General features: G+C 35.6%; 21 protein-coding genes and 1 pseudogene. 4 read left to right on the forward strand and 18 right to left on the reverse strand.

Annotation, left to right across the window (positions count from 1 at the left end):
• Positions 1-157: 157 nt before the first annotated feature.
• Positions 158-1,735 carry a peptide chain release factor 3 gene (locus tag BW732_RS01375; protein ID WP_077275106.1) on the reverse strand — a complete coding sequence of 526 codons (1,578 nt, stop codon included), beginning with the start codon at positions 1,733-1,735 and terminating at the stop codon, positions 158-160.
• Positions 1,736-2,002: 267 nt separating this feature from the next.
• A complete protein-coding gene (locus BW732_RS01380; protein ID WP_077275107.1) occupies positions 2,003-2,437 on the reverse strand; it encodes a GNAT family N-acetyltransferase in 435 nt (144 codons plus the stop codon).
• Positions 2,438-2,558: 121 nt separating this feature from the next.
• Between BW732_RS01380 and BW732_RS01385 the strand changes: the two genes are divergently transcribed.
• Together BW732_RS01385 and BW732_RS01390 are read left to right on the forward strand one after the other, a co-directional pair.
• Positions 2,559-3,683, forward strand: coding sequence for an AI-2E family transporter (locus tag BW732_RS01385; RefSeq protein WP_077275108.1), 1,125 nt, complete (start codon positions 2,559-2,561; stop codon positions 3,681-3,683).
• Positions 3,684-3,776: 93 nt separating this feature from the next.
• A complete protein-coding gene (locus BW732_RS01390) occupies positions 3,777-5,156 on the forward strand; it encodes a hemolysin family protein (protein WP_077275109.1) in 1,380 nt (459 codons plus the stop codon).
• Between the two features lie 44 nt (positions 5,157-5,200).
• On the opposite strand, the gene BW732_RS01395 is transcribed toward BW732_RS01390, so the two are convergent.
• The 4 genes from BW732_RS01395 to BW732_RS01410 form a co-directional block, all read right to left on the reverse strand.
• A complete protein-coding gene (locus tag BW732_RS01395) occupies positions 5,201-5,674 on the reverse strand; it encodes a GNAT family N-acetyltransferase (RefSeq protein WP_077275110.1) in 474 nt (157 codons plus the stop codon).
• A gap of 138 nt (positions 5,675-5,812) precedes the next feature.
• A complete protein-coding gene (locus BW732_RS01400; protein ID WP_077275111.1) occupies positions 5,813-6,235 on the reverse strand; it encodes a cupin domain-containing protein in 423 nt (140 codons plus the stop codon).
• 51 nt (positions 6,236-6,286) lie between these two features.
• On the reverse strand, positions 6,287-7,138 hold the full coding sequence (locus BW732_RS01405) for a GRP family sugar transporter (protein WP_077275112.1): 852 nt from the start codon (positions 7,136-7,138) through the stop codon (positions 6,287-6,289).
• A 242-nt stretch (positions 7,139-7,380) separates the two neighbouring features.
• Complete coding sequence (locus tag BW732_RS01410) at positions 7,381-8,157, reverse strand: acetoin reductase (protein WP_077275113.1); 777 nt, start codon at positions 8,155-8,157, stop codon at positions 7,381-7,383.
• Between the two features lie 302 nt (positions 8,158-8,459).
• Here BW732_RS01410 and BW732_RS01415 point away from each other — a divergent pair, with 302 nt between their 5' ends.
• Entirely contained in the window at positions 8,460-9,953 is a 1,494-nt protein-coding gene (locus BW732_RS01415) for an IS1182 family transposase (protein WP_077275114.1), read from the forward strand.
• Between the two features lie 10 nt (positions 9,954-9,963).
• On the opposite strand, the gene rplS is transcribed toward BW732_RS01415, so the two are convergent.
• From rplS to BW732_RS01445, 6 genes and pseudogenes are all read right to left on the reverse strand, one after another.
• Positions 9,964-10,311 carry a 50S ribosomal protein L19 gene (gene rplS / locus BW732_RS01420; protein WP_077275115.1) on the reverse strand — a complete coding sequence of 116 codons (348 nt, stop codon included), beginning with the start codon at positions 10,309-10,311 and terminating at the stop codon, positions 9,964-9,966.
• Between the two features lie 129 nt (positions 10,312-10,440).
• Positions 10,441-11,184 (reverse strand): tRNA (guanosine(37)-N1)-methyltransferase TrmD, encoded by a 744-nt coding sequence (gene trmD / locus BW732_RS01425; RefSeq protein WP_077275116.1) that lies wholly within the window; start codon positions 11,182-11,184, stop codon positions 10,441-10,443.
• On the reverse strand, positions 11,184-11,705 hold the full coding sequence (gene rimM, locus BW732_RS01430) for a ribosome maturation factor RimM (protein WP_077275117.1): 522 nt from the start codon (positions 11,703-11,705) through the stop codon (positions 11,184-11,186). Before rimM ends, trmD begins: the two co-directional genes overlap by 1 nt.
• Positions 11,706-11,824: 119 nt before the next feature.
• Positions 11,825-12,085: a KH domain-containing protein gene (locus tag BW732_RS01435; RefSeq protein ID WP_077275118.1), complete on the reverse strand. Its 261-nt coding sequence runs from the start codon at positions 12,083-12,085 to the stop codon at positions 11,825-11,827.
• 12 nt (positions 12,086-12,097) lie between these two features.
• Positions 12,098-12,373, reverse strand: coding sequence for a 30S ribosomal protein S16 (gene rpsP / locus BW732_RS01440; protein WP_077275119.1), 276 nt, complete (start codon positions 12,371-12,373; stop codon positions 12,098-12,100).
• 82 nt (positions 12,374-12,455) lie between these two features.
• Positions 12,456-13,914 (reverse strand): annotated as a pseudogene (locus tag BW732_RS01445) (amidase).
• Between the two features lie 161 nt (positions 13,915-14,075).
• Between BW732_RS01445 and BW732_RS01450 the strand changes: the two are divergent.
• A complete protein-coding gene (locus BW732_RS01450) occupies positions 14,076-14,615 on the forward strand; it encodes a GNAT family N-acetyltransferase (RefSeq protein ID WP_077275120.1) in 540 nt (179 codons plus the stop codon).
• A gap of 4 nt (positions 14,616-14,619) precedes the next feature.
• Here the strand turns inward: BW732_RS01450 and BW732_RS01455 are convergent, their stop codons facing one another.
• The 6 genes from BW732_RS01455 to gndA all read right to left on the reverse strand — a co-directional run bounded on the left by BW732_RS01455 (position 14,620) and on the right by gndA (position 20,944).
• Complete coding sequence (locus BW732_RS01455; protein WP_077275121.1) at positions 14,620-15,138, reverse strand: P-loop NTPase family protein; 519 nt, start codon at positions 15,136-15,138, stop codon at positions 14,620-14,622.
• Positions 15,139-15,221: 83 nt separating this feature from the next.
• Complete coding sequence (gene ffh / locus BW732_RS01460) at positions 15,222-16,655, reverse strand: signal recognition particle protein (RefSeq protein ID WP_077275122.1); 1,434 nt, start codon at positions 16,653-16,655, stop codon at positions 15,222-15,224.
• Between the two features lie 21 nt (positions 16,656-16,676).
• Positions 16,677-17,018 (reverse strand): putative DNA-binding protein, encoded by a 342-nt coding sequence (locus tag BW732_RS01465; protein WP_077275123.1) that lies wholly within the window; start codon positions 17,016-17,018, stop codon positions 16,677-16,679.
• Between the two features lie 93 nt (positions 17,019-17,111).
• On the reverse strand, positions 17,112-18,662 hold the full coding sequence (locus BW732_RS01470) for a sensor histidine kinase (RefSeq protein ID WP_077275124.1): 1,551 nt from the start codon (positions 18,660-18,662) through the stop codon (positions 17,112-17,114).
• Positions 18,659-19,348: a response regulator transcription factor gene (locus BW732_RS01475; protein ID WP_077275125.1), complete on the reverse strand. Its 690-nt coding sequence runs from the start codon at positions 19,346-19,348 to the stop codon at positions 18,659-18,661. Before BW732_RS01475 ends, BW732_RS01470 begins: the two co-directional genes overlap by 4 nt.
• Positions 19,349-19,519: 171 nt before the next feature.
• Positions 19,520-20,944 (reverse strand): NADP-dependent phosphogluconate dehydrogenase, encoded by a 1,425-nt coding sequence (gene gndA, locus BW732_RS01480; protein ID WP_077275126.1) that lies wholly within the window; start codon positions 20,942-20,944, stop codon positions 19,520-19,522.
• Positions 20,945-21,024: the final 80 nt, after the last annotated feature.

The raw sequence follows: 21,024 nt of genomic DNA on the forward strand, positions 1-21,024 counted from the left end.
TAAAAAAGATGATAAATCTGAGATTACTCTCAAATTCATCATCTTATAAATTTAACTCATCAGCCCAATTTGACAAAGAGCCAAAATTAGCCACATCTTAGTCTATTAGTTTAACTTAAATTCAAGATACCAAAACACATTAAATCACTAATATTTCTTAGAGTAAACTCTTCAATTCTACTTCTGGATATTTATCCGCAAACCAACGCATTGCAAACTGGTTTTCAAATAAGAACAATGGTTGGTCGAAGCGATCACGCGCTAGAATATTACGACTTGAACTCATTTTTTCGTCTAGCTGCTCCGGATCAATCCAACGAGCAATTTTCGTACCCATAGGTGTCATAATTAATTCAGTATTATATTCACCTGACATCCGGTGTTTAAAAACCTCAAACTGAAGTTGACCAACAGCTCCAATAATATACTCTTCAGTTAAATAAGTTTTATATAATTGAATCGCACCCTCTTGAACTAATTGGTATAATCCTTTATGGAATGATTTTTGTTTCATTACATTTTTCGCTGTCACCTTCATAAATAATTCAGGTGTAAAATGTGGTAGCTCTTCAAACTCAATTTTTCTCTTACCAGTAAAAATCGTATCACCAATTTGATAATTACCTGTATCATATAACCCAATAATATCCCCAGCAACTGCTTCTTGGACTGTTTCTCTTGAATCAGCCATGAACTGAGTCGAATTATTTAATTTAATTTTTTTGCCAGTTCGGAATAGTTCCACATCCATCCCTCTCTCAAATGTTCCAGAACAAATACGGACAAAAGCAATCCGGTCACGATGCGCAGGGTTCATGTTAGCTTGGATTTTAAAGATAAAACCTGAGAAGTCTTCTGAATAAGGACTAACTTCTTCACCATCTTTTGCTTGGTGAGCAGACGGTTTTGGTGCGAATTGTAAAAAGGTTTCTAAAAAGGTCTGAACACCAAAATTCGTTAATGCTGAACCAAAGAACACAGGAGTTAATTCTCCTTTAGCAATACGTTCTTCAGAAAATTCATTTCCCGCTTCTAATAATAATTCCACATCATCTAAAACTTGCGTGAAAACAGATTGCTCTTTTAATGGATGATCTTCAACTAATTGATGCGTGTCATCCAAACTTAAAAAGCGTTCGCCATTGAAACGTTCCGGACGATAAACTTCTACACGATTGTTATACATATCATATAGACCTTCAAATCCTTTTCCCATACCAATTGGCCAATTCATTGGATAAGAATCAATTTCCAAAACTTCTTCCAATTCTTCTAATAAATCTAAAGGTTCACGACCATCACGGTCTAACTTATTAATGAAAGTAAAGATTGGAATCCCACGCATCCGACAAACTTGGAAAAGTTTCTTTGTTTGTGCTTCAATCCCCTTAGCACTATCAATTACCATGACCGCACTGTCAACAGCCATTAAAGTCCGATAAGTATCCTCAGAAAAATCCTCATGTCCCGGAGTATCTAAAATATTAATTCGTTTGTCATCATAATCAAATTGCATCACAGAACTGGTTACAGAAATACCACGTTGTTTTTCAATATCCATCCAGTCAGATTTAGCAAAATTCCCTGTTTTTTTCCCTTTGACCGTTCCCGCGTTGCGAATCGCCCCACCAAACAGTAATAATTGTTCAGTAATCGTCGTTTTACCCGCATCCGGATGCGATATAATCGCAAAAGTACGGCGTTTATCGACTTCTTGTCGTTGTTTACTTTCCATAACTATCTCCCTTTTAATTCTATCTATATTTTCACCAGCCTAAAACATGGCACGCTTTAGTATATTAAATACTAACTATCTGTGATGCTAAGCTATTTATCGACTTCTCGTCATTATCTAGTTTACATAATTATCTCCCTTTTAATCCATTCTGTCTATTTTTCCTCAGATTAAAACACAGCACGTTTTAGTATATCATGATACTAACTATCTGTGAATGAAAATCATACATGTTTTAATGCTGGCAATTAAATTAAGTGAGGCTAGTTAGTCTAATAAATAAGACATGTGGCGGTGGTCGATTCCCGCGTCATCAAAAACCTCACCAAAAGCTCGGTAACCTAATTTTTCATAAAAACCCAATGCTTGAAGTTGTGCATCTAGCACTAACTCTTGACCATTAGCATTTTTTACATAATCTGCTAAATAAGTCATCAAGGCTTCACCAAATTTTTTACCACGTCCAGCTGGCAGGACTGCCACACGCTGAACTTTATAAACTCCTGGCGCTTTTTCATACATTCGAGCGGTTCCCATTGGGACGTTGTCTTCATATAAGACAATATGTACGCAACGTTCCTCATCTTCAACCTCTAGTTCAATCGGGACTTGCTGTTCAGCAACAAAGACCGCCAAACGAATCGTTAAAGCATCTTGATGAATTGCGTCATTCGCTAATTTAGTTTCTTTAATCATTATCATATAAATTCTCCCCTTTTAGCAGAAATATCAAGCATTCTATAAGTAAATATATTATACTAATAACTACAACGACTCAATAGAATCATGAGATGTTATAATTTTTTTAAAAGGAGATGACTTCATGCTAAAAAAAGTCCGAGACTCAAAATTAATGTTTTGGTCGCTTGAGTTATTAATTCTGGCTACTTTAATTTTTGTCGGCACGAAAATTAATTTCTTATTTCAACCCCTAGCAACAATGTTTACAACACTTTTTGCTCCAATTTTAATTTCAGGTTTCTTTTTTTACTTATTAAATCCATTAGTTGTCTTTTTCACCAAAAAAGGCATGAAACGTAGTCTAGCTGTTGCGTTAGTTATGCTACTACTTGTAGGAATTTTAGTCTTTTTATTTATTTTGATTATTCCAAATGTAGTGAACCAGTTATCGACACTGATTAGTCGAATGCCTGCTACAATAACAACTCTAGAACAATGGGTCAATCAATTGGCACATCATCCACTCTTACAAGATATTGATTTCCAATCTTATTTGGATAAATTCGGCGTATCCATTAGCGGAATTGCAAAATCAACACTTAATGGTTTAGGAAGCGGCTTTGGTTCATTCATCTCTTCAGTCGCTGGCGTTGTTGTTTTAATCGTAACTGTACCATTTATGCTGTTTTATATGCTAAAAGATGGCCAAAAATTCTTACCAATGATCAGCAAATATTTTCCAGAAAAGCATAAAGATGAAATTATCACTCTCCTAAATAAAATGAGTGGAACTATTTCTAAATACATCAGTGGACAAATGATTGAATGCGCCTTTGTTGCTGTCTTCACCTTTTTAGGTTATATGTTGATTGGTGTCGATTATGCATTTCTTTTTGGTATTATTGCAGGGACAACTAATATGATTCCTTATATTGGACCTTATCTAGGCTTAGCTCCTGCAGTATTAGTCACTGTCTTTGCTGATCCGTGGAAAGCTATTTTGGCTTGCATTGTTGTTCTAATCGTTCAACAAATTGATGGTAATATCGTGTATCCAAATGTCATTGGAAAAAGTCTAGATATTCATCCATTAACGATTATTATCCTATTACTAGTTGCAGGGAACATCGCTGGATTACTAGGAATGATTCTAGGTGTACCACTTTATGCAGTTTGTAAGACAGTTGTCATCTACGTGTATGATATCATTCAATTAAATAAATCTGACAAAGTCACACCACATAGTGAGTCTAAGTTAAAAGAATAACAATTGTCATGACAAGAATATTGCCAAATCATGGTAATTATGATACGCTTTTCTAGTATTATTGAAAGAACATTTTGAAGGAGAGAATAGCTTATGAACGCTGACCCCGATAGTCAGTCTGTAATAATTAATCTAATTATTTTAGTAGTGTTAACTTTATTAAATGCCTTTTTCGCAGCCGCTGAGATTTCCGTAGTTTCTGTTAATCGAAACCGTCTCGAATCACGTGTTGCTGAAGGCGATAAAACGTCTATTAAGTTATTACGATTAATCAATGATTCGAGTAATTTTTTATCAACCATTCAAGTCGGAATTACCTTAGTTACCCTTTTATCTGGTGCATCCTTAGCAAATTCGTTTGCTCGCGAACTAGCTCCACTTTTTGGTAATGTCCCTTGGGCAAAACAAGCCTCACAAATAATTGTGTTAATCTTATTGACCTATGTTTCCATTGTTTTTGGTGAGTTATATCCAAAACGTATCGCCATTAACAATCCTGAATCCGTAGCAAAATTTGTGATGGGACCTATTCGTTTGTTAGGACAAATCATGCGTCCTTTCGTATGGTTATTGTCTAGTTCAACCAATCTGCTGAGCCGAATCACACCGATGACATTTGACGACGAAAATGAAAAGATGACTCGTGAAGAAATGGCCTATATGCTGTCAAATGAAGGTGTGTTGGATTCTGATGAATTAGAAATGGTCCAAGGTATCTTGGATTTAGATACAACTCTTGCTCGTGAAGTCATGGTACCTCGTACAGAAGCTTTCATGATTGATATCCATGATTCAATTGAAGACAACTTAAATAAAGTCTTGAATCAAAACTTTTCGCGAATTCCTGTTTATAACGAAGATAAAGATAAAATTGTTGGAATCTTACATTTAAAAAACCTTTTAAAAGCAGCACATAAACAAGGGTTTGATAAATTAGATCTTCGTCAGGTCATTCATGAACCATTATTTGTTCCCGAAACAATTTATATCGATGATTTATTAGTTGAACTCAAGAAAACTCAAAATCATATGGCCATTCTGCTAGATGAATATGGTGGTGTTGTTGGTTTAGTTACTTTTGAAGATTTATTAGAAGAAATCGTTGGTGAAATTGATGACGAATCTGATGAGATTACTCTAGAAGAACAATATACCAAATTAGATGATGACCACTATATTATTTTAGGTAAAATGTCAATTGATGACTTTAATGAAAAATTTAAAACGAAAATTAAGATGAATGATGTTGATACAATGGCTGGTTTTGTTATTACTGAACTTGGTGTCATCCCTGAAAAGGATGAAAAACTATCAATCGATGTGAACCACATTACATTATCAACTTATAAAGCCGAAGGTACTCGTCTATTAGAAATTTTAGTGACGATTAATGAAATTCCAGAATCTGAAGACGATGATTACTATTATGAAGATGACAAATACCGTCGTATTAAGCAATCATCAAATAACTAAAAAATAAGAGGTCAGCTACTTTTTTGTAGCTGACCTCTTATTTTTTAGATTAATTTTTTTAGATACCACTTATCCATTGCCGAATGCTCAGTAATAATTAATGGTTGATTTAATAACTGAAAACCATAACCTTCATACAAGCGACAAGCTGTTTCTAATTTAGTATGTGTTTCAAGATAACACGCTTGATAATTTTTTTCAGCAAACCCCAATGCTTGATTCATTAACCTTTTTGCCAATCCTTGCCCACGAGCTGCCGTTGTCACATACATTTTTTGCAATTCACAGGTATTAGGATGTTCTAGTTCAGCAATCCCAACGCCACCAATAATTTGACCTTGATCCTCGATAACCCAGTAGTTTCTTGCCTTATTCGCATCATAATATTCAAATAAGTAAGCAAGATGTGGATCAGTATAAGCTGTGCCTGGTTTAGCCATATCTAGTTGTTCCAAAGACGTTCTAATTAATTGTGCTACAGCTAAATTATCGCATTCTTCCATGACTCGTAGTAACATCGGCTACGCTCCTCTCAGTATCTATCTGTAAAAATAGTTTACCTCATTAGACTTTGCGTAGCAATAATAGTTAATATTTATCAAAAATAAAGCCTGTAAGAACAACTAGTGACTAACTAAAATTCGATTAGTTATCTACTAGCTAATTGAGGAATCAATAGTATCATACCAATCGTCTGATACAGGCTCTAACCATTCTGGAATCCCAGCTGTAATTGCTAAATGTTCAAACCAGCTACCTTTCGTTGCCCCATGCCAATGTTTAACACCCTCATGTATCACAACCACGTCACCTGCACGTAAAAATTGAGCTGACGCCCCTTCTTCTTGGTACCAGCCTTCACCACCTGTTACTAAGAGGATTTGATACCCATTACGGTGAATATGCCAATTATTACGACATCCAGGTTCAAACGTCACATTCCCGACCGTTACTGGAACATGCGGATCATTCACTAAAGTATTCAAATAACTTTGACCAGTAAAATATTGTGCATAAGCATTATTTTTACTTCCTGCTGAAAAAACAACGCCTTTTTTAATTTCTTCAAATTTAGACATACCAGTCATTCCTCTCTATATTCATATCATTTTACGTTAATATTTAACTATCTAGATAAATACGGTAATCGTACTACCAACAACAATTAAGGCTAAACCAATCAAGGTATATGTTAACTCGTGAGTCGTTTTTTTCTCTTTTAAAATGACGAGACTACCTAAAGTAGAAACAACGACACTTAATTGTGAAATAATAAAAGCTGTCGCAACACCATTGGCTTGAGCTGAAAAAATATAGGCCAGTGCAGATAAACTAAATGTTAGCCCAATAATGCTTGTTTCCCAACTTTTTTTAGTAATTAATGTTTTAGGCGATTGTTTAAGTGCATAGACAACTGCACCAATAAATACACCTAACATTTGAGGGAAAAATATAGCTAAACCAGATGCATCGACAATTCGGGGTAAAGCACTATAAATCCAATACCCAATGCTCGTGCTCACTAAAATCAAAACACCTTTTTTCAATGATTGATTAGCAGACTTATTATCAGTTGTTGCAGTTAAAGTGGCACCTACAATTAATAAAATAATTGCTCCTAATCCAAATAGTTTATTTTGAATTCCTGGCCATTCTTTAAAAGCAATCACACTAATTAAAGATGTTCCAACTAACTGTAGCCCTGTTGTAATAGGCATCGTCTTAGCAACACCAATAATTTTTAATGAGTGATATTGTCCTGCTTGACCAATTACCCAAAAGGCCCCCGAAGCTAAACTAATGAAAAATACAGTTCGCGAAATCGGAGGGGGAGAAAAACCTACCTGTACGATAACTGCCACCAATAAAGCGCCAATTCCCGTACCAACAATTTGATTAACTGGCTTTCCACCTATCTTGGTTAAAATTAAGGGCTGAATCCCCCACCCAATTGCAGGTAGTAATGCCAATAAGATGTTCATATGCAGCACCTCTTTCTAAAATATTTTACTATTACTATTTAATATTCACCTAATTTATATTATACACTTTTTTAATTAAAAGTCCTTTTAATTTGATTTTCTTAATCTTTTTAATCTTTTAAATCTTAAAAGTAATATATGTAATTAGATTGATAACGAATAAATAAAACACGTCATCTAAAATACAAAAAGGCACCCACGATATGGGTACCTAAGACATTGGATTTTCAGTTAAAAACAAACTAACGGTAAACTAATCCACCATCAGTTAAAATTGCTTGGCCAGTAATATAATCTGCTTCATCCGAAGCTAAGAACGATACAAGGTTTGCAACATCTTCGGGCACTTGATAACGTTGTAAGGCAATTCCAGCGGTAAACTGCTCAAATGATTCACCAGGTTTTAACCTTCCTTGACTATGTTGAACCATTGCGGCATCAATTCGATCCCACATTTCTGTTTTGGCTATTCCTGGACAGTAAGCATTAACCGTAATTTGATGCTTAGCCAATTCTTTGGCTGCTGTGTGTGTAAATGAACGTACTGCGTGTTTAGATGCACAATACGTCCCAAGCATATCATACGATTCATGACCAGCAATACTACAAGCGTTAATGATTTTTCCCTTCTCACCTTGTTTGATGAATTGAGTTGCTGCTGCTTGTGTTCCAAATACTGTACCATTCACATTAATGTTAAAAATTGTTTGTAACTCTTTTTCTGTAATGTCTAATAACGGGGTGACAGCATCTACACCCGCATTATTAACTAACACATCTAATCGACCAAATGTTTCAACTGCTTGAGTGATTAAAGATTCTTGATCAACTTTTTTAGAAACATCACCAGTCACTCCAATTGTTTCAAATCCATTTGTTTTAAATTCTTCCACTGTTTCTGCTAATTTTTGACTATTAATATCATGTAACACAATGCTAAAACCATCTCTAGCCAATCTTTCTGCGATTCCTTTGCCTAATCCACCAGCTGACCCTGTCACAACTGCCACTTTTTTCATATGTCATTCTCCTCTAAGTTGTTAATCTAACCAAATTACTATCGGTCATTTAACTACTATGCAAAAAATATGCCAAATAAAAAAGTAGTAAACAAGCGACTATGCTCTAAGTCATCATACAAATTAGGACAACGACTGTCTCAAAATAAGACAGTCGTTGCGACATGAAACAAATATTGAGTTGTACAATTAGACACAAAAAAACCTCTGATTTCTCAGAGGTTTCAGACTGTAGACAAAGTATCAAAAATTTGATACTTTGTCTTTTTTTCTTGGTAAAATAGAGAAAAGGAGTTGCTTCCATGCTAAAAAAACAAGATATGAGCAAACGTAATCAAATTGGTTTTTATTCTCTAGAAGATTTAGTTCCCAAGGAACATCTATTAAGAGATATTGATAAATATGTAGATTTTAATTTTATTTATAAGTTAGTTGAAGATAAATACGATGAATCAAATGGCCGCCCTAGTATAGATCCGGTTCTATTAATTAAACTTCCGTTGATTCAGTATCTTTATGGTATAAAAAGTATGAGACAAACTATTAAAGATGTTGAGGTTAACATGGCTTATCGCTGGTTTTTAGGTTTGGATATCGAAGATGCTGTTCCTCACTTCTCAACCTTTGGCAAAAATTATTCTAGAAGATTTCGTGGTACAGATATCTTTGAACAAATATTTTACGGCATATTAGAACAGTGTATTGAAGCTGAATTAGTGGATACTTCTGAAGTATTTATTGATGGTACTCATATAAAAGCACATGCAAATAATAAAAAATATGAAAGTAACGAAGTTACTGAAGAAACTCTTTTTTATGTGGAATCACTACAAAAAGAAGTTGAAATAGATAGAGAAAAAAGATTAAAAAAGCCCTTAAAAAGAAGAGAGGAAAGTGAAAATCAGGTAAAACATAAAAAAATTAGTAAAACAGATGATGAGAGTGGTTGGTTCCATAAAGGAGAGCATAAACAGGTTTTTGCTTATGCTGCACAAGTAGCATGTGACAAGAATGGTTGGGTTTTAGGATATACAACTCATCCTGGTAATCAACATGATAGTCGGACATTCATCGATATCTATAATAAATTACAAAGTCACTTTACCTTAGATAAATTAGTAATGGACGCTGGATACAAAACACCTGGTATAGCCCATTTATTATTTCAAAATAATTTAACACCTATTTTTCCATATAAAAGACCTATGACCAAAAAAGGATTTTATAAAAAACATGATTATGTTTACGATGAATACTACGATCAATATATCTGCCCTAATGTGAAAATTTTAAGCTATACAACAACTAACAGAGACGGATATCGTGAATACAAAAGTAATACGTCTGATTGTAGTCAATGCCCTTTGATTGCCTATTGTACTGAGTCAAAAGAAAAGAGGAAATTAATTCAACGACATTTATGGGAAAATGATATGGAACGTTGTGAAGACATACGTCATTCCCTTGGAATGAAAGCTATATATAATAATCGAAAACAAACAATTGAGCGATTATTTGGAACGGCAAAAGAATTTCATGGCTTACGTTACACTAATTTAATTGGGAAAGAAAAAATGCACATGAAAATTGGGCTCACTTTCGCATGCCTTAACATTAAAAAATTAGCAAAAATGCTTAAATTAAGAGACCTGAAGGGCTCTATTTTTTTATCTATTTTGGGAATTTTATCAAAAATAATGATAAGATACAAAAAAACAAACCAATTACCCTTTATGAGCAACTGGTTTGTCTTCAATCTGAAACCTCTGATTTCTCAGAGGTTTTTTTCGTCTTAATATTGAATGATTAACGACGTACTTCTTTGATTCTTGCTGCTTTACCATGTAATGCACGTAAGTAGTAAAGTTTAGCACGACGTACTTTACCATGACGGATTACTTCGATTTGAGCAACACGTGGTGTATGTAATGGGAATGTACGTTCCACACCAACACCATTAGAGATTTTACGTACTGTATAAGTTTCGCTGATTCCAGCTCCACGGCGTTTGATAACAACACCTTCAAATAACTGGATACGTTCACGAGTTCCCTCAACAACTTTAGCGTGTACACGTACAGTGTCCCCTGGTCTAAAGTCTGGGATATCAGAACGTAATTGTTCGTTTGTAATTGCTTCGATTAATGGATTCATTTCCACATTCTCCTTATTCCAAAATACTCATATGAAATTATCTCACACAGCGGAGTATCGTAATAGATGAGCTCTTCACTCACCAAATTATCTTAACATAAAGAAAAACGTATGTAAAGACTTATTTCTTTACAAAAGGCCTTCTTCTTTTTTAATTTCTAACAATAGTTTTTCCATCTCATCTGTTAAGTCGATTTTTTCTAGCATATCTGGTCGACGTAACAAAGTGCGACGTAAAGACTCTTTTAATTGCCATTCCGCAATCAACTTATGATTCCCATTAGTTAACACACTTGGTACTTCTAGTCCTTCGTAATTAGCTGGTCGCGTGTACTGTGGGTGTTCTAACAAGCCCGTAGAATGAGAATCTCCTTTAGCCGACTCATTATTGCCTAACACCTCAGGTAATAAGCGTACGGTCGCGTCAATCATCACCATTGCGCCTAATTCACCACCAGTTAAAACGTAATCTCCTAAGGATACTTCATCCGTCACTAGCGAACGAATTCGTTCATCATAACCTTCATAATGACCGCAAATAAAAACTAAATTTTCTTCTGTAGCAAATTCTTCAGCCATCGTTTGATTGAATGGCTTACCAGCTGGATCTAATAAAATCACGCGTTGCGTCTGTCCTGATGTTTCTGTTTTAATTGCTGCTAAAGCATCAGCAATTGGTTGTACTTTCAGTAACATTCCAGCGCCACCCCCATAAGGATAATCATCGACTTGTTGATGTTTATTCGTTGAGTAATCTCGGAAGTTTTTTACGTGGATATCCAGTAAATTTTTCTCAACAGCCTTGCCAATGATTGATTCGGTCATGGGTCCGTCAAACATTCGAGGAAATAGCGTTAATACATCAATTCTCATTAATCTATCAGCCCTTCTGGTATCTCAACCACGACTTTTTGATTGGCTGCATCAACAGACAGCACAACTGATTCAATATAGGGAATTAAAATATCTTTCTGATTTTTCGCTGGTTGTTGGATAACCCACACATCATTAGCTCCTGGAGACAAAATTTCTTTGATAGTTCCTAAATGAGTACCATCTTCTTCAAAAACGTTTGCACCAATGATTTCGTGATAGTAAAATTCATTCGCAGGTAGCTCAGTTAAATCCGTCATAGCGACTTTTAAGATTCCATCACGATAATGTTCCACATCGTTAATCCATGGGTGATTGTCAAAACTCAAGATATCAAAGTTTTTATGTTTGCGATGTGACTTGATTGTCAATGGCATCATCGGTTTTTTATCTTGAAATAGGTACAATGTATTGCCAACTTTATAGCGTTCATCAGCAAAATCCGTTTGTGAAATAACGCGGACTTCTCCTTTAATTCCTTGTGTGTTCACTATTTTACCGACATTTAAATAGTCTGTCATCGATAAATTCCTCACTTTTACTTTTTTATTTTATATTGTATCACGAAACTATATCCATGACCAAAAATCAAACAAAAAACAGATTACTACTAACTATGTCAGTGGTAATCTGTTTCATTTTACGCTTCTTCACTTGTAGCATGCTCTAAAATATTTAAACGAACTTTTTTCGGTTCGTCCGTACGAATACTGTAAACGATTGTGCGGATAGCTTTCACTACTCGCCCTTGTTTACCAATCACTCGACCAATATCATCAGGGGCTACTGAAAGGTTGTACTCCATGAATTGCTCAGATTGAGTCACTTCAATAGAGACTTGCTCAGGATGATTAACTAACGGGCGGACAAGGGTTAATACCAAATCTTTTACATCAGTCATTCAAATCCCACCTTATTTTTTAGTGTATTTAGCTTCGTGATGTTTTTTCATAATACCTTCACGAGATAAAATGTTACGTACTGTATCAGAAGGTTGTGCACCTTTAGATAACCAATCTAAAATAACTTCTTCATTCACTTTTACTTCAGCTGGGTTTAGTAATGGGTTGTAAGTTCCTACAACTTCAATGTAACGTCCATCACGAGGTGAACGAGAATCTGCTACTACCATACGATAAAAAGGTTTCTTTTTAGAACCCATACGTTTTAAACGAATTTTAACTGCCATTATATAGGCACCTCCACATTTCTTTTCTTAAACACAAGACATAGTTTAACAGATTTAAAATGCCATGTAAAGTGTTTTTTCTTTACAGGTTAATTTTTTTATAAAATGGTGGCAATTTGAATTGATGATCAGCTTCGAATGCTTGTCCAACATCAATTAATAACTGATCATTTCCCTTTGCAGCCATCAGTTGAATCCCTATCGGTAAGCCGTTGTCAGCTATATGGGTTGGTAAACTAATCGCGGGTTGACCTGTTAAATTAGCTAATTGTGTATAAGGTGTCAACCATAAACTTTTTTCAAACATGTTATAAACTAATTCAGCTAACTCTAATTTAGTTAATTCGGCTGCTCCTAACATCGCTTGACGAATCTTATCACTTTGCAAATCAGTTGTAATTAAAGGAGCCGTTGTTGTCGCTGTTGGTGATAAAAATAAATCATAGTCGTCAAATAGAGTCTCCATAATGGCTGTTGCATCATCCCAAACTTGAAAAGAGGAAACATAATCGGCTGCTGATAATTTTAGACCATACTGATAAATTGTCCAAGTCATTAACTCCATATCTTGACGTGTTAGAGGACGATTTAATGCCTGACTAATATCAGCCATCATACTAGCCGTCTCGCCACCATTCATTTGATAGTAACTACGAATTAACTGCGTTCCATTAATGGGATAATCAATCAATTCAACTGAATGACCAGCTTTCTCTAAAAATTTAACCGCATTTTTCACCGCCATTTTTGCATCTTCTGAGACTGGATTGCCAATTGGAGATTCCCAACAAACAGCTATTTTAAGTGGACGATTTTCTTTAGGTAAACGCGGACGTGGCATGATAAATGGCGAGATCTGACTGTCTGGAGCCATCAAAGGTAGTAAAGTTGCCATATCACGCATCGAAACACCTAGTACAAAATTGACCGATGCTCCTTGCCAGTCACGCCAGCTATTAGGTCCATTACTAATCGCTCCACGACTCGGTTTCAAACCAATTAAACCACTAAAACTTGCAGGAATACGGATCGAACCACCGCCATCACTTGCGCCAGCGATTGGTGAAATACCCGAAGCCACTACACTAGCAGCCCCACCACTACTGCCACCTGAAAAATAATCTAGGTTCCACGCATTACGTGTGGGACCATAAATCGTAGCATCAGTAATATTTTTAAATCCATATTCTGGGCTTGTCGTTACACCAAACGGTATAAAGCCCGCTGTTTCAATTTTTTTGAACGTAATGATTGGTTTCATTTGCCCGAACCTCCCTAAATAATCGTGAACCAACTGTTTGCTTGAATCCCTTTTTGGCCTGACCTAAATCTTTTAAGGCAAATGGGACACCATAAAAAGGCTGGTTAGCTGATGAGAGCATTTTTTGGTTTAATTGTGCAAAAGCTAATTCAGGATTAAGTTCAACAAACGCATTTAACGCTTCCATCTTATGCGCTCTTTTGAGAGTTTCCGTTAGTAATTCACTCGGTGACAATTGACCAGTTTTAATTAGTTGAGCATAGTAAGTCGCATCTTTAATCATTTTTAGTCTCCATTCTCATTTATCATTAATTATAGTGTACATTTTTTTCATCTTCCCTTACAATAAAAAAGAAGATAACTAGTGTTTTTCATCTAAAACGCTCAAATATCATGGTCTATCTAAACAATTTTGTTTATTAATTTTTAAGGAGCTATCATATGATTAAAATTAATCAAGAATTACACTTAAAACCTTATCGTACAATGGACATCCAACCTATGTGGGAGCTAACTTATCAAAATGACTTAGAATGGATGAAATGGAATGGTCCTTACTTTAACGATCCAATTCTAGAATTAGGCTCTTACAAACATGAAGCCCATGCCTATTTTGTTAACTCACCTTTAACCGCTATCATTGAATACAAACATCAATTAGTCGGTCAAGTCTTCGCTTATTGGGATGATGGTGCCATGAAGCATTGGTTAGAAATTGGGATTTGTATTTACGATAGTCGCTTTTGGAATTTAGGCATTGGTGAAACCGCTATTAAACACTGGATTTCTTACCTTTTTAACAAATTGCCTACAATTACTCGAGTTGGCTTTACTACTTGGTCTGGCAATAAAGGCATGATGGCAATTGGTGAAAAGCTCAATATGACACAAGAAGCACGGATTCGTAAAGTACGTGTCGTGAATGATACTTACTATGATTCCATCCGCTATGGAGTCTTACGTGAAGAATGGCACATGTAGCCGATTAAACGTCTATTCCTCGACTTGTCAGCCACAAACTGACTTGTCGAGGATTTTTTAATTCGATAAATTTATCGGAATAGTCCCGGCCAACTAGTTTGTAATGCTTGCGACGACTACGACTACGTCCTTTGGCTAAAACCCACCAAATAAATGGCCAATCTATTTTTTCGATACATCCATCTGCCATGTCTGAACGTGTTTTGCCTTTATTTTGTCGGTAACGATTTAGCACACGCATGAGACAACGCAAACGAGAAAAATTTAAATAGATAATCTCGTCAGCCATGTCTAAACGTTCTTGCTGATAAAAACCTGTATAGTTACCGTCGATTACCCAACTATCATATATTGTCATAAACTCTTTAACTAATTGTTGCCCTTCCTCTTTTTCACGTATTACCCAGTTCGGTTGAAATTGGATGGTATCTAGATGAAGAACAGGTATTTGATAAAAAGAGCCCAACTGCTTGGCTAACGTCGATTTTCCACTACCACTAAATCCTAAAATAGCCAGTTTCATATATATCACTCCCTTTGTCTTTTTATTTGTCATAATAAAAAGAAGATGCCACATCTCGCGATATAGCAACCTCTTTGTGTTATCTATTTTTTCTTCTTATTTTTTTTATTCTTTTTAACTTTTTTCTTATTTTTCTTCATCATGCGATTCATCGCCATTTTCCCAAGTTTTCCTTGTACACCATTGCCAAACATATTTTCCATGCCAGCTGGCATATTGCCTTTTGTCATTTGTTGCATCATTTTTCGCGATTCGTTAAATTGCTTAATCATCCGGTTAACTTCAACAACACTGTTACCAGAACCAGCAGCAATTCGGCGGCGACGACTTGGGTTTAATAAATCTGGATTTTCGCGCTCAGCAGGCGTCATAGAAAACACAATAGCTTTTTTGCGAGCAACATCTTTTGGATCTACTTGTAAATTATCTAATCCTGGCACATTATTCATCCCAGGAATCATTTTTAGTAAATCTTCCAAGGGTCCCATGTTCATTACTTGGTCTAATTGCTCAATAAAATCATTGAAGTTAAAACTGTTTTCACGCATTTTCTTCGCAAGTTCTTCTGCTTGCTCATCATCGTATTCACGTTGTGCCTTTTCAATCAAGGTCAACATATCACCCATACCTAAAATTCGACTAGACATCCGGTCAGGGTGGAATTTCTCAACATCGGTTAGTTTTTCACCAGTCCCGATAAATTTAATTGGTTTACCTGTTACTGCACGAATAGATAGTGCAGCCCCACCACGAGTATCACCATCTAATTTTGTTAACACAATTCCTGTCACATCTAATTGTTCGTTAAAACTTTGTGATACAGTTACCGCATCTTGTCCAGTCATTGCATCAACGGTTAATAGGATTTCATCTGGGTGAGCATATTCTTTAATCTGTTGTAACTCACCCATCAGTGCTTCATCAATATGTAAACGACCAGCCGTATCAATAAAGACATAGTCATTTTTATTTTGTTTGGCTTGTTCTAAACCTTGTTTCACAATCTCAACTGGATTAACATCTGTCCCTAGCTCAAAAACAGGAATATCTAGTTGTTGACCAATAACTTTTAATTGATCAATCGCTGCCGGACGATAAACATCGGCCCCAATTAATAATGGGCGTGCGTTTTCATTTTTCTTTAAGAAATTAGATAATTTACCAACAAACGTCGTTTTACCAGCACCTTGTAAACCGACCATCATCACAACAGTTGGAATTTTTGGTGATTTATTTAATTCAGACACTTCTGAACCCAATACTTTAGTTAATTCTTCGTCAACCACTTTAACAATTTGTTGTGTCGGGTTTAACGACTCTAAAATCTCAACACCAACCGCACGTTCACCAACACGTTTGGTAAAACCACGAACCACTTGTAAGTTAACATCGGCCTCTAGCAAAGCCAAACGTATCTCACGCATCATTTCTTTTACGTCTTCTTCTCTAACTGTTCCTTTTTTCTTTAACTTACTCATTGCGACCTGTAAGCGGTCTGTTAAACTCTCAAAAGCCATATTATCGTACTCCTAATCTTTTTAATCTTCTTCTATTTCTTGAATCCGGTCCAACAATTCACTGATTGCTGTTGTATCGTTCGGTTCATTAACAAGTTTTTCTTTAATTACTTGAATGAGCTCACTGCGTACTACATAATTTGAATATAGATGTAGCTTTCGCTCATATTCTTCGAGCAATTTTTCTGTCCGTTTAATATTATCATAAACTGCTTGACGACTAACACCGTATTCTTCAGCAATTTCACTTAATGAATAATCATCAGCATAATATAACTCAATATAATTCATTTGCTTTACAGTTAGCAGGGTAGAATAGAACTCAAATAAGGCATTCATGCGATTGGTTTTTTCGATTTCCACCGTCACCCCTCCTTTTATAGTCAAACTAAGTCCATAACATTATATCACAAGATGAGACGTTTGTTGACGAACTATGAGAAAAAAGAGCCTCACTTATTGAGACTCTTCATTTTGCTGCTTATCAGTTGTATCATCCAGTCCATCTCGTTTTAAAGGAATATAGAACGTAAACGCAGATCCGTGATTAAGAACACTTTTTAACGTCATTTTCCCATCATAATTTTCAACTAATTGTGAGGCAATTGATAGGCCTAACCCATTACCACCAGTATGACGCGCTCGCGCTTTATCAACTCGATAAAAACGATTGAATACTTGCTCAATGTTTTCAGGTGAGATACCTTCACCAAAATCTTGAACCATAATTTCTAGATACTTATACGACAAACTCATAGAAATTAAAATTTCTTTGCGATCTGTCGAATATTTTACAGCATTATCTAAAAGAATAATCAAAATCTGCTCTAAATGATTCCGATAAATCTTGATTTCTTTCTCCTTAGACAAATCATCGTCTAAGTTAAACGTAAACTCTGGATAGAGCATCCGAAAGTTGTTAACCGTTGTATGCACAACTTCTTTCGCGTTAGAAACTCTATCTTTGTAATGAAAATCTGATTGCTCTGCTCGCGATAAATCAAGCATTTCTTGTACTAAACTTTTCATTCTGACAATCTCTTGTAAAGACGCATCTAGCGATTCAGCTAAGACTTGAGGATCATCTTTACCCCAGCGATTTAATAAGCTCAAGTGTCCTTCAATCACAGCAACAGGTGTCCGTAATTCATGCGACACATCTTCGACGAATTGTTGCTGTTGTTGTATAAAACGTTGCATACGCTCCAACATATTGTTAAAAGCCTTCGCTAAATCAGCAATTTCATCTTCTGCTTTTGGCACTGGCATCCTAACACCAGTATGCGGTGCTTCCTCAATACTATTAATTGTTTTCGCCATTTTACGCAAAGGATATGTAAAGTAAGTCGATAATAAAAAGCCAGCGACTAAACTGATAAACATCCCAACCACGCTAACCACAACTAACGTCTCTAATAATTTTTTCCGAATGGAATAATAATTCGTCAACTCAAAAAAGCCTTGAGCGTAACCAACTAAATCATCTCCTTCATGCGAATAAATTGGTCGTGTCATTAAGATTCCTGTCCGATTGTTAAATGTTTCAATCATCATTTTTCTTTGACCCTCAACATCGAATGGTAAATAAAAATTCTTTGTTTCGAATAAAACGACACCTTCATCACTATAAATTTTGACATTTAACTCAGGCTGTGATAACTCAGAAATAAAACTATTTAGATTCATTAAATTCGACTCTAACGTTTCACGGTCATAGTATTTATTCCCTAAAAAGTCCCCAGCAGTTTCTTTAAGATAAAAAACCGAGCTACTTAGCGTCAATGGATCACGTGATCGACCTAAGCGGGAAACAATTTCATCCATCGTCCGATTAAAATTAGCTTCTTCTTGGTTAACAATTACTTTACTTGTAATCTGATACGTCACAAAACCAAACGCGGTAAATAAGACAGAAATGGACAAAGCAGTTAGCAATGTCCATTTTAGTGTGATTGATTTAAACGAAAATTTTGATGACTCTCTTAATTTCTTAATGCGAGCTTTCATGAGCGCATCACATACCCAGTACCACGAACAGTCTGGATATAACTATCTTCACCAGCTACATCAATTTTATTACGTAAGTAACGAATGTAAACATCCACAACATTAGTTTCGACTTCAATTTCGTAACCCCAAACTTTATTTAAAAGCACATCACGTGATAAAACCACATTAATATTTTCCATTAAAATTAGTAAAAGCTCATATTCACGTTTGGTTAACTCAATAATTTCATCGCCACGGCGTACAACACGATTTTCTTTTTCAATTGTTAAATCGCGATAAGTCAATGTGGTTTGCTTCGTTACATTTTTATCGCCCTCAATATCAATTCGGCGTAATAATGCCCGTAAACGCGCTAATAATTCTTCAATCGCAAACGGCTTAACGATATAGTCATCTGCTCCATGATCTAATCCTGAGACACGATCGATAACTGAATCTCGAGCTGTCATCATAATAATCGGTGTATTTTTAACTTGGCGAATGCGACGGCATACTTCAAGCCCGTTTAATTCAGGTAGCATTAGGTCTAATAAAATTGCCTCCCAATCACCCTCAACAGCAGCCTCTAGTCCTGTCCGTCCATTATAGTGCACTTCTGTTTCGTAACCTTCGTGTTTTAATTCTAGCTCAACAAAGCGTGCTAGGTTTTTTTCATCTTCAATAATTAAAATTTTATTTGACATAAAGACACATGCCTTTCTACTTTTTTCCATCAGTAATTAATCATTACCTAATCATTATAACGATATCTTAATAAAAAAGCTACGTAAATGTTTAAATTAGGTTGTAACTTTTGGTTATGACTGCATAATAAAGCTCTCAACCTTATCAGATTGAGAGCTTCTCAATACTAACTATTTTGTTTCACCGTACCAATCGTAATGGAATACACCTTCACGATCTTTACGTAAATAAGTATGCGCACCAAAGTAATCTCTTTGAGCTTGAATAATATTAGCCGGTAAATCAGCTGTACGATATGAATCATAGTAGGCAATCGCTGATGAGAATGTCGGACTTGGCACACCAGATTGTACTGCTAATGAAACAACATCACGAACAGCTTGTTGATAATCTGTCGTAATTGATAAGAAATACTCATCTAATAATAAATTCTTCAATTTAGGATTACGTTCATAGGCTTCAGTAATTTTTTGTAAAAATTGCGCCCGAATAATACAACCAGCACGGAAAATCTTTGCAATCTCACCATAATTTAAATCCCATTGGTACTCTTCGCTTGCCATTCGCATTTGTGCGAAGCCTTGGGCGTAGCTCATGATTTTACTAAAATATAACGCTTGACGAATTTTTTCAATCATCGCTTGCTTATCCCCTGTAAATTGTGGGGCTTCAAATTGTGGAATTACCTTGCTAGCCGCAACACGTTCCTCTTTAAGAGCAGAAATATAGCGAGCAAAAACAGATTCTGTAATCAATGGCAATGGTGTTCCTAAATCTAAAGCATTTTGACTTGTCCATTTACCAGTTCCTTTATTACCCGCCGCATCTAAAATAACGTCAACGATTGGTTTACCAGTTCCTAAATCGTCTTTACGAGTTAATAAATCAGCTGTGATTTCAATCAAATAGCTATCTAATTCGCCAAGATTCCACTCTGTAAAAATGGCTGCTGCTTCATCAACAGATAAGCCTAAAACACGTGTTAAGATATCGTAAGATTCTGCAATCAATTGCATATCACCATACTCGATCCCATTATGTACCATTTTGACATAGTGGCCAGCACCATTAGGACCAATATAAGTCACACAAGGTTCGCCATCATTGGCTTTTGCTGCCATTTCAGTAAAGATTGGTGCTACTAAGTCATACGCTTCACGCTGTCCACCAGGCATCATAGCAGGTCCTTTTAATGCGCCTTCTTCACCACCAGAAACACCAGTTCCGATAAAGTTAATACCAGAGTCAGCTAACTCTTCATTCCGACGAATAGTATCTTTAAAGAATGTATTTCCACCATCAATTAAAATATCGCCTTTATCTAAATAAGGAAGTAAAGCTTGAATCGTCATATCAGTTGGTTTTCCTGCTTTAACCATCAACATAATTCTTCTAGGTCTTTCTAACGAATTAACAAACTCTTCAATTGTATAAGTTGCCACTAAATTTTTATCAGCATGCTCCTTAATGACTTCTTCCGTTTTCGAAGCCGAACGGTTGAAAATAGCCACACTGTACCCTCTACTTTCAATGTTTAAAGCCAAATTCTTGCCCATAACGGCCATACCGACAACGCCGATTTGTTGTTTTGTCATTAACTTACCTCCTAATGTATTAAAAAAAGTATTCTTTACCATTATACAGTATTTCCAACAAAAATATAAGTTTCAACATC

This window comes from Vagococcus penaei (assembly GCF_001998885.1).
Lineage (GTDB): Bacteria > Bacillota > Bacilli > Lactobacillales > Vagococcaceae > Vagococcus > Vagococcus penaei.

Bases quoted from the DNA above. Each gene is read 5' to 3' on its own strand.
- BW732_RS01375 (WP_077275106.1), bottom strand. From the start codon at position 1,735: ATGGAAAGTAAACAACGACAAGAAGTCGATAAACGCCGTACTTTTGCG.
- BW732_RS01380 (WP_077275107.1), bottom strand. From the start codon at position 2,437: ATGATAATGATTAAAGAAACTAAATTAGCGAATGACGCAATTCATCAA.
- BW732_RS01385 (WP_077275108.1), top strand. From the start codon at position 2,559: ATGCTAAAAAAAGTCCGAGACTCAAAATTAATGTTTTGGTCGCTTGAG.
- BW732_RS01390 (WP_077275109.1), top strand. From the start codon at position 3,777: ATGAACGCTGACCCCGATAGTCAGTCTGTAATAATTAATCTAATTATT.
- BW732_RS01395 (WP_077275110.1), bottom strand. From the start codon at position 5,674: ATGTTACTACGAGTCATGGAAGAATGCGATAATTTAGCTGTAGCACAA.
- BW732_RS01400 (WP_077275111.1), bottom strand. From the start codon at position 6,235: ATGTCTAAATTTGAAGAAATTAAAAAAGGCGTTGTTTTTTCAGCAGGA.
- BW732_RS01405 (WP_077275112.1), bottom strand. From the start codon at position 7,138: ATGAACATCTTATTGGCATTACTACCTGCAATTGGGTGGGGGATTCAG.
- BW732_RS01410 (WP_077275113.1), bottom strand. From the start codon at position 8,157: ATGAAAAAAGTGGCAGTTGTGACAGGGTCAGCTGGTGGATTAGGCAAA.
- BW732_RS01415 (WP_077275114.1), top strand. From the start codon at position 8,460: ATGCTAAAAAAACAAGATATGAGCAAACGTAATCAAATTGGTTTTTAT.
- rplS (WP_077275115.1), bottom strand. From the start codon at position 10,311: ATGAATCCATTAATCGAAGCAATTACAAACGAACAATTACGTTCTGAT.
- trmD (WP_077275116.1), bottom strand. From the start codon at position 11,184: ATGAGAATTGATGTATTAACGCTATTTCCTCGAATGTTTGACGGACCC.
- rimM (WP_077275117.1), bottom strand. From the start codon at position 11,705: ATGACAGACTATTTAAATGTCGGTAAAATAGTGAACACACAAGGAATT.
- BW732_RS01435 (WP_077275118.1), bottom strand. From the start codon at position 12,085: ATGACTGATGTAAAAGATTTGGTATTAACCCTTGTCCGCCCGTTAGTT.
- rpsP (WP_077275119.1), bottom strand. From the start codon at position 12,373: ATGGCAGTTAAAATTCGTTTAAAACGTATGGGTTCTAAAAAGAAACCT.
- BW732_RS01450 (WP_077275120.1), top strand. From the start codon at position 14,076: ATGATTAAAATTAATCAAGAATTACACTTAAAACCTTATCGTACAATG.
- BW732_RS01455 (WP_077275121.1), bottom strand. From the start codon at position 15,138: ATGAAACTGGCTATTTTAGGATTTAGTGGTAGTGGAAAATCGACGTTA.
- ffh (WP_077275122.1), bottom strand. From the start codon at position 16,655: ATGGCTTTTGAGAGTTTAACAGACCGCTTACAGGTCGCAATGAGTAAG.
- BW732_RS01470 (WP_077275124.1), bottom strand. From the start codon at position 18,662: ATGAAAGCTCGCATTAAGAAATTAAGAGAGTCATCAAAATTTTCGTTT.
- BW732_RS01475 (WP_077275125.1), bottom strand. From the start codon at position 19,348: ATGTCAAATAAAATTTTAATTATTGAAGATGAAAAAAACCTAGCACGC.
- gndA (WP_077275126.1), bottom strand. From the start codon at position 20,944: ATGACAAAACAACAAATCGGCGTTGTCGGTATGGCCGTTATGGGCAAG.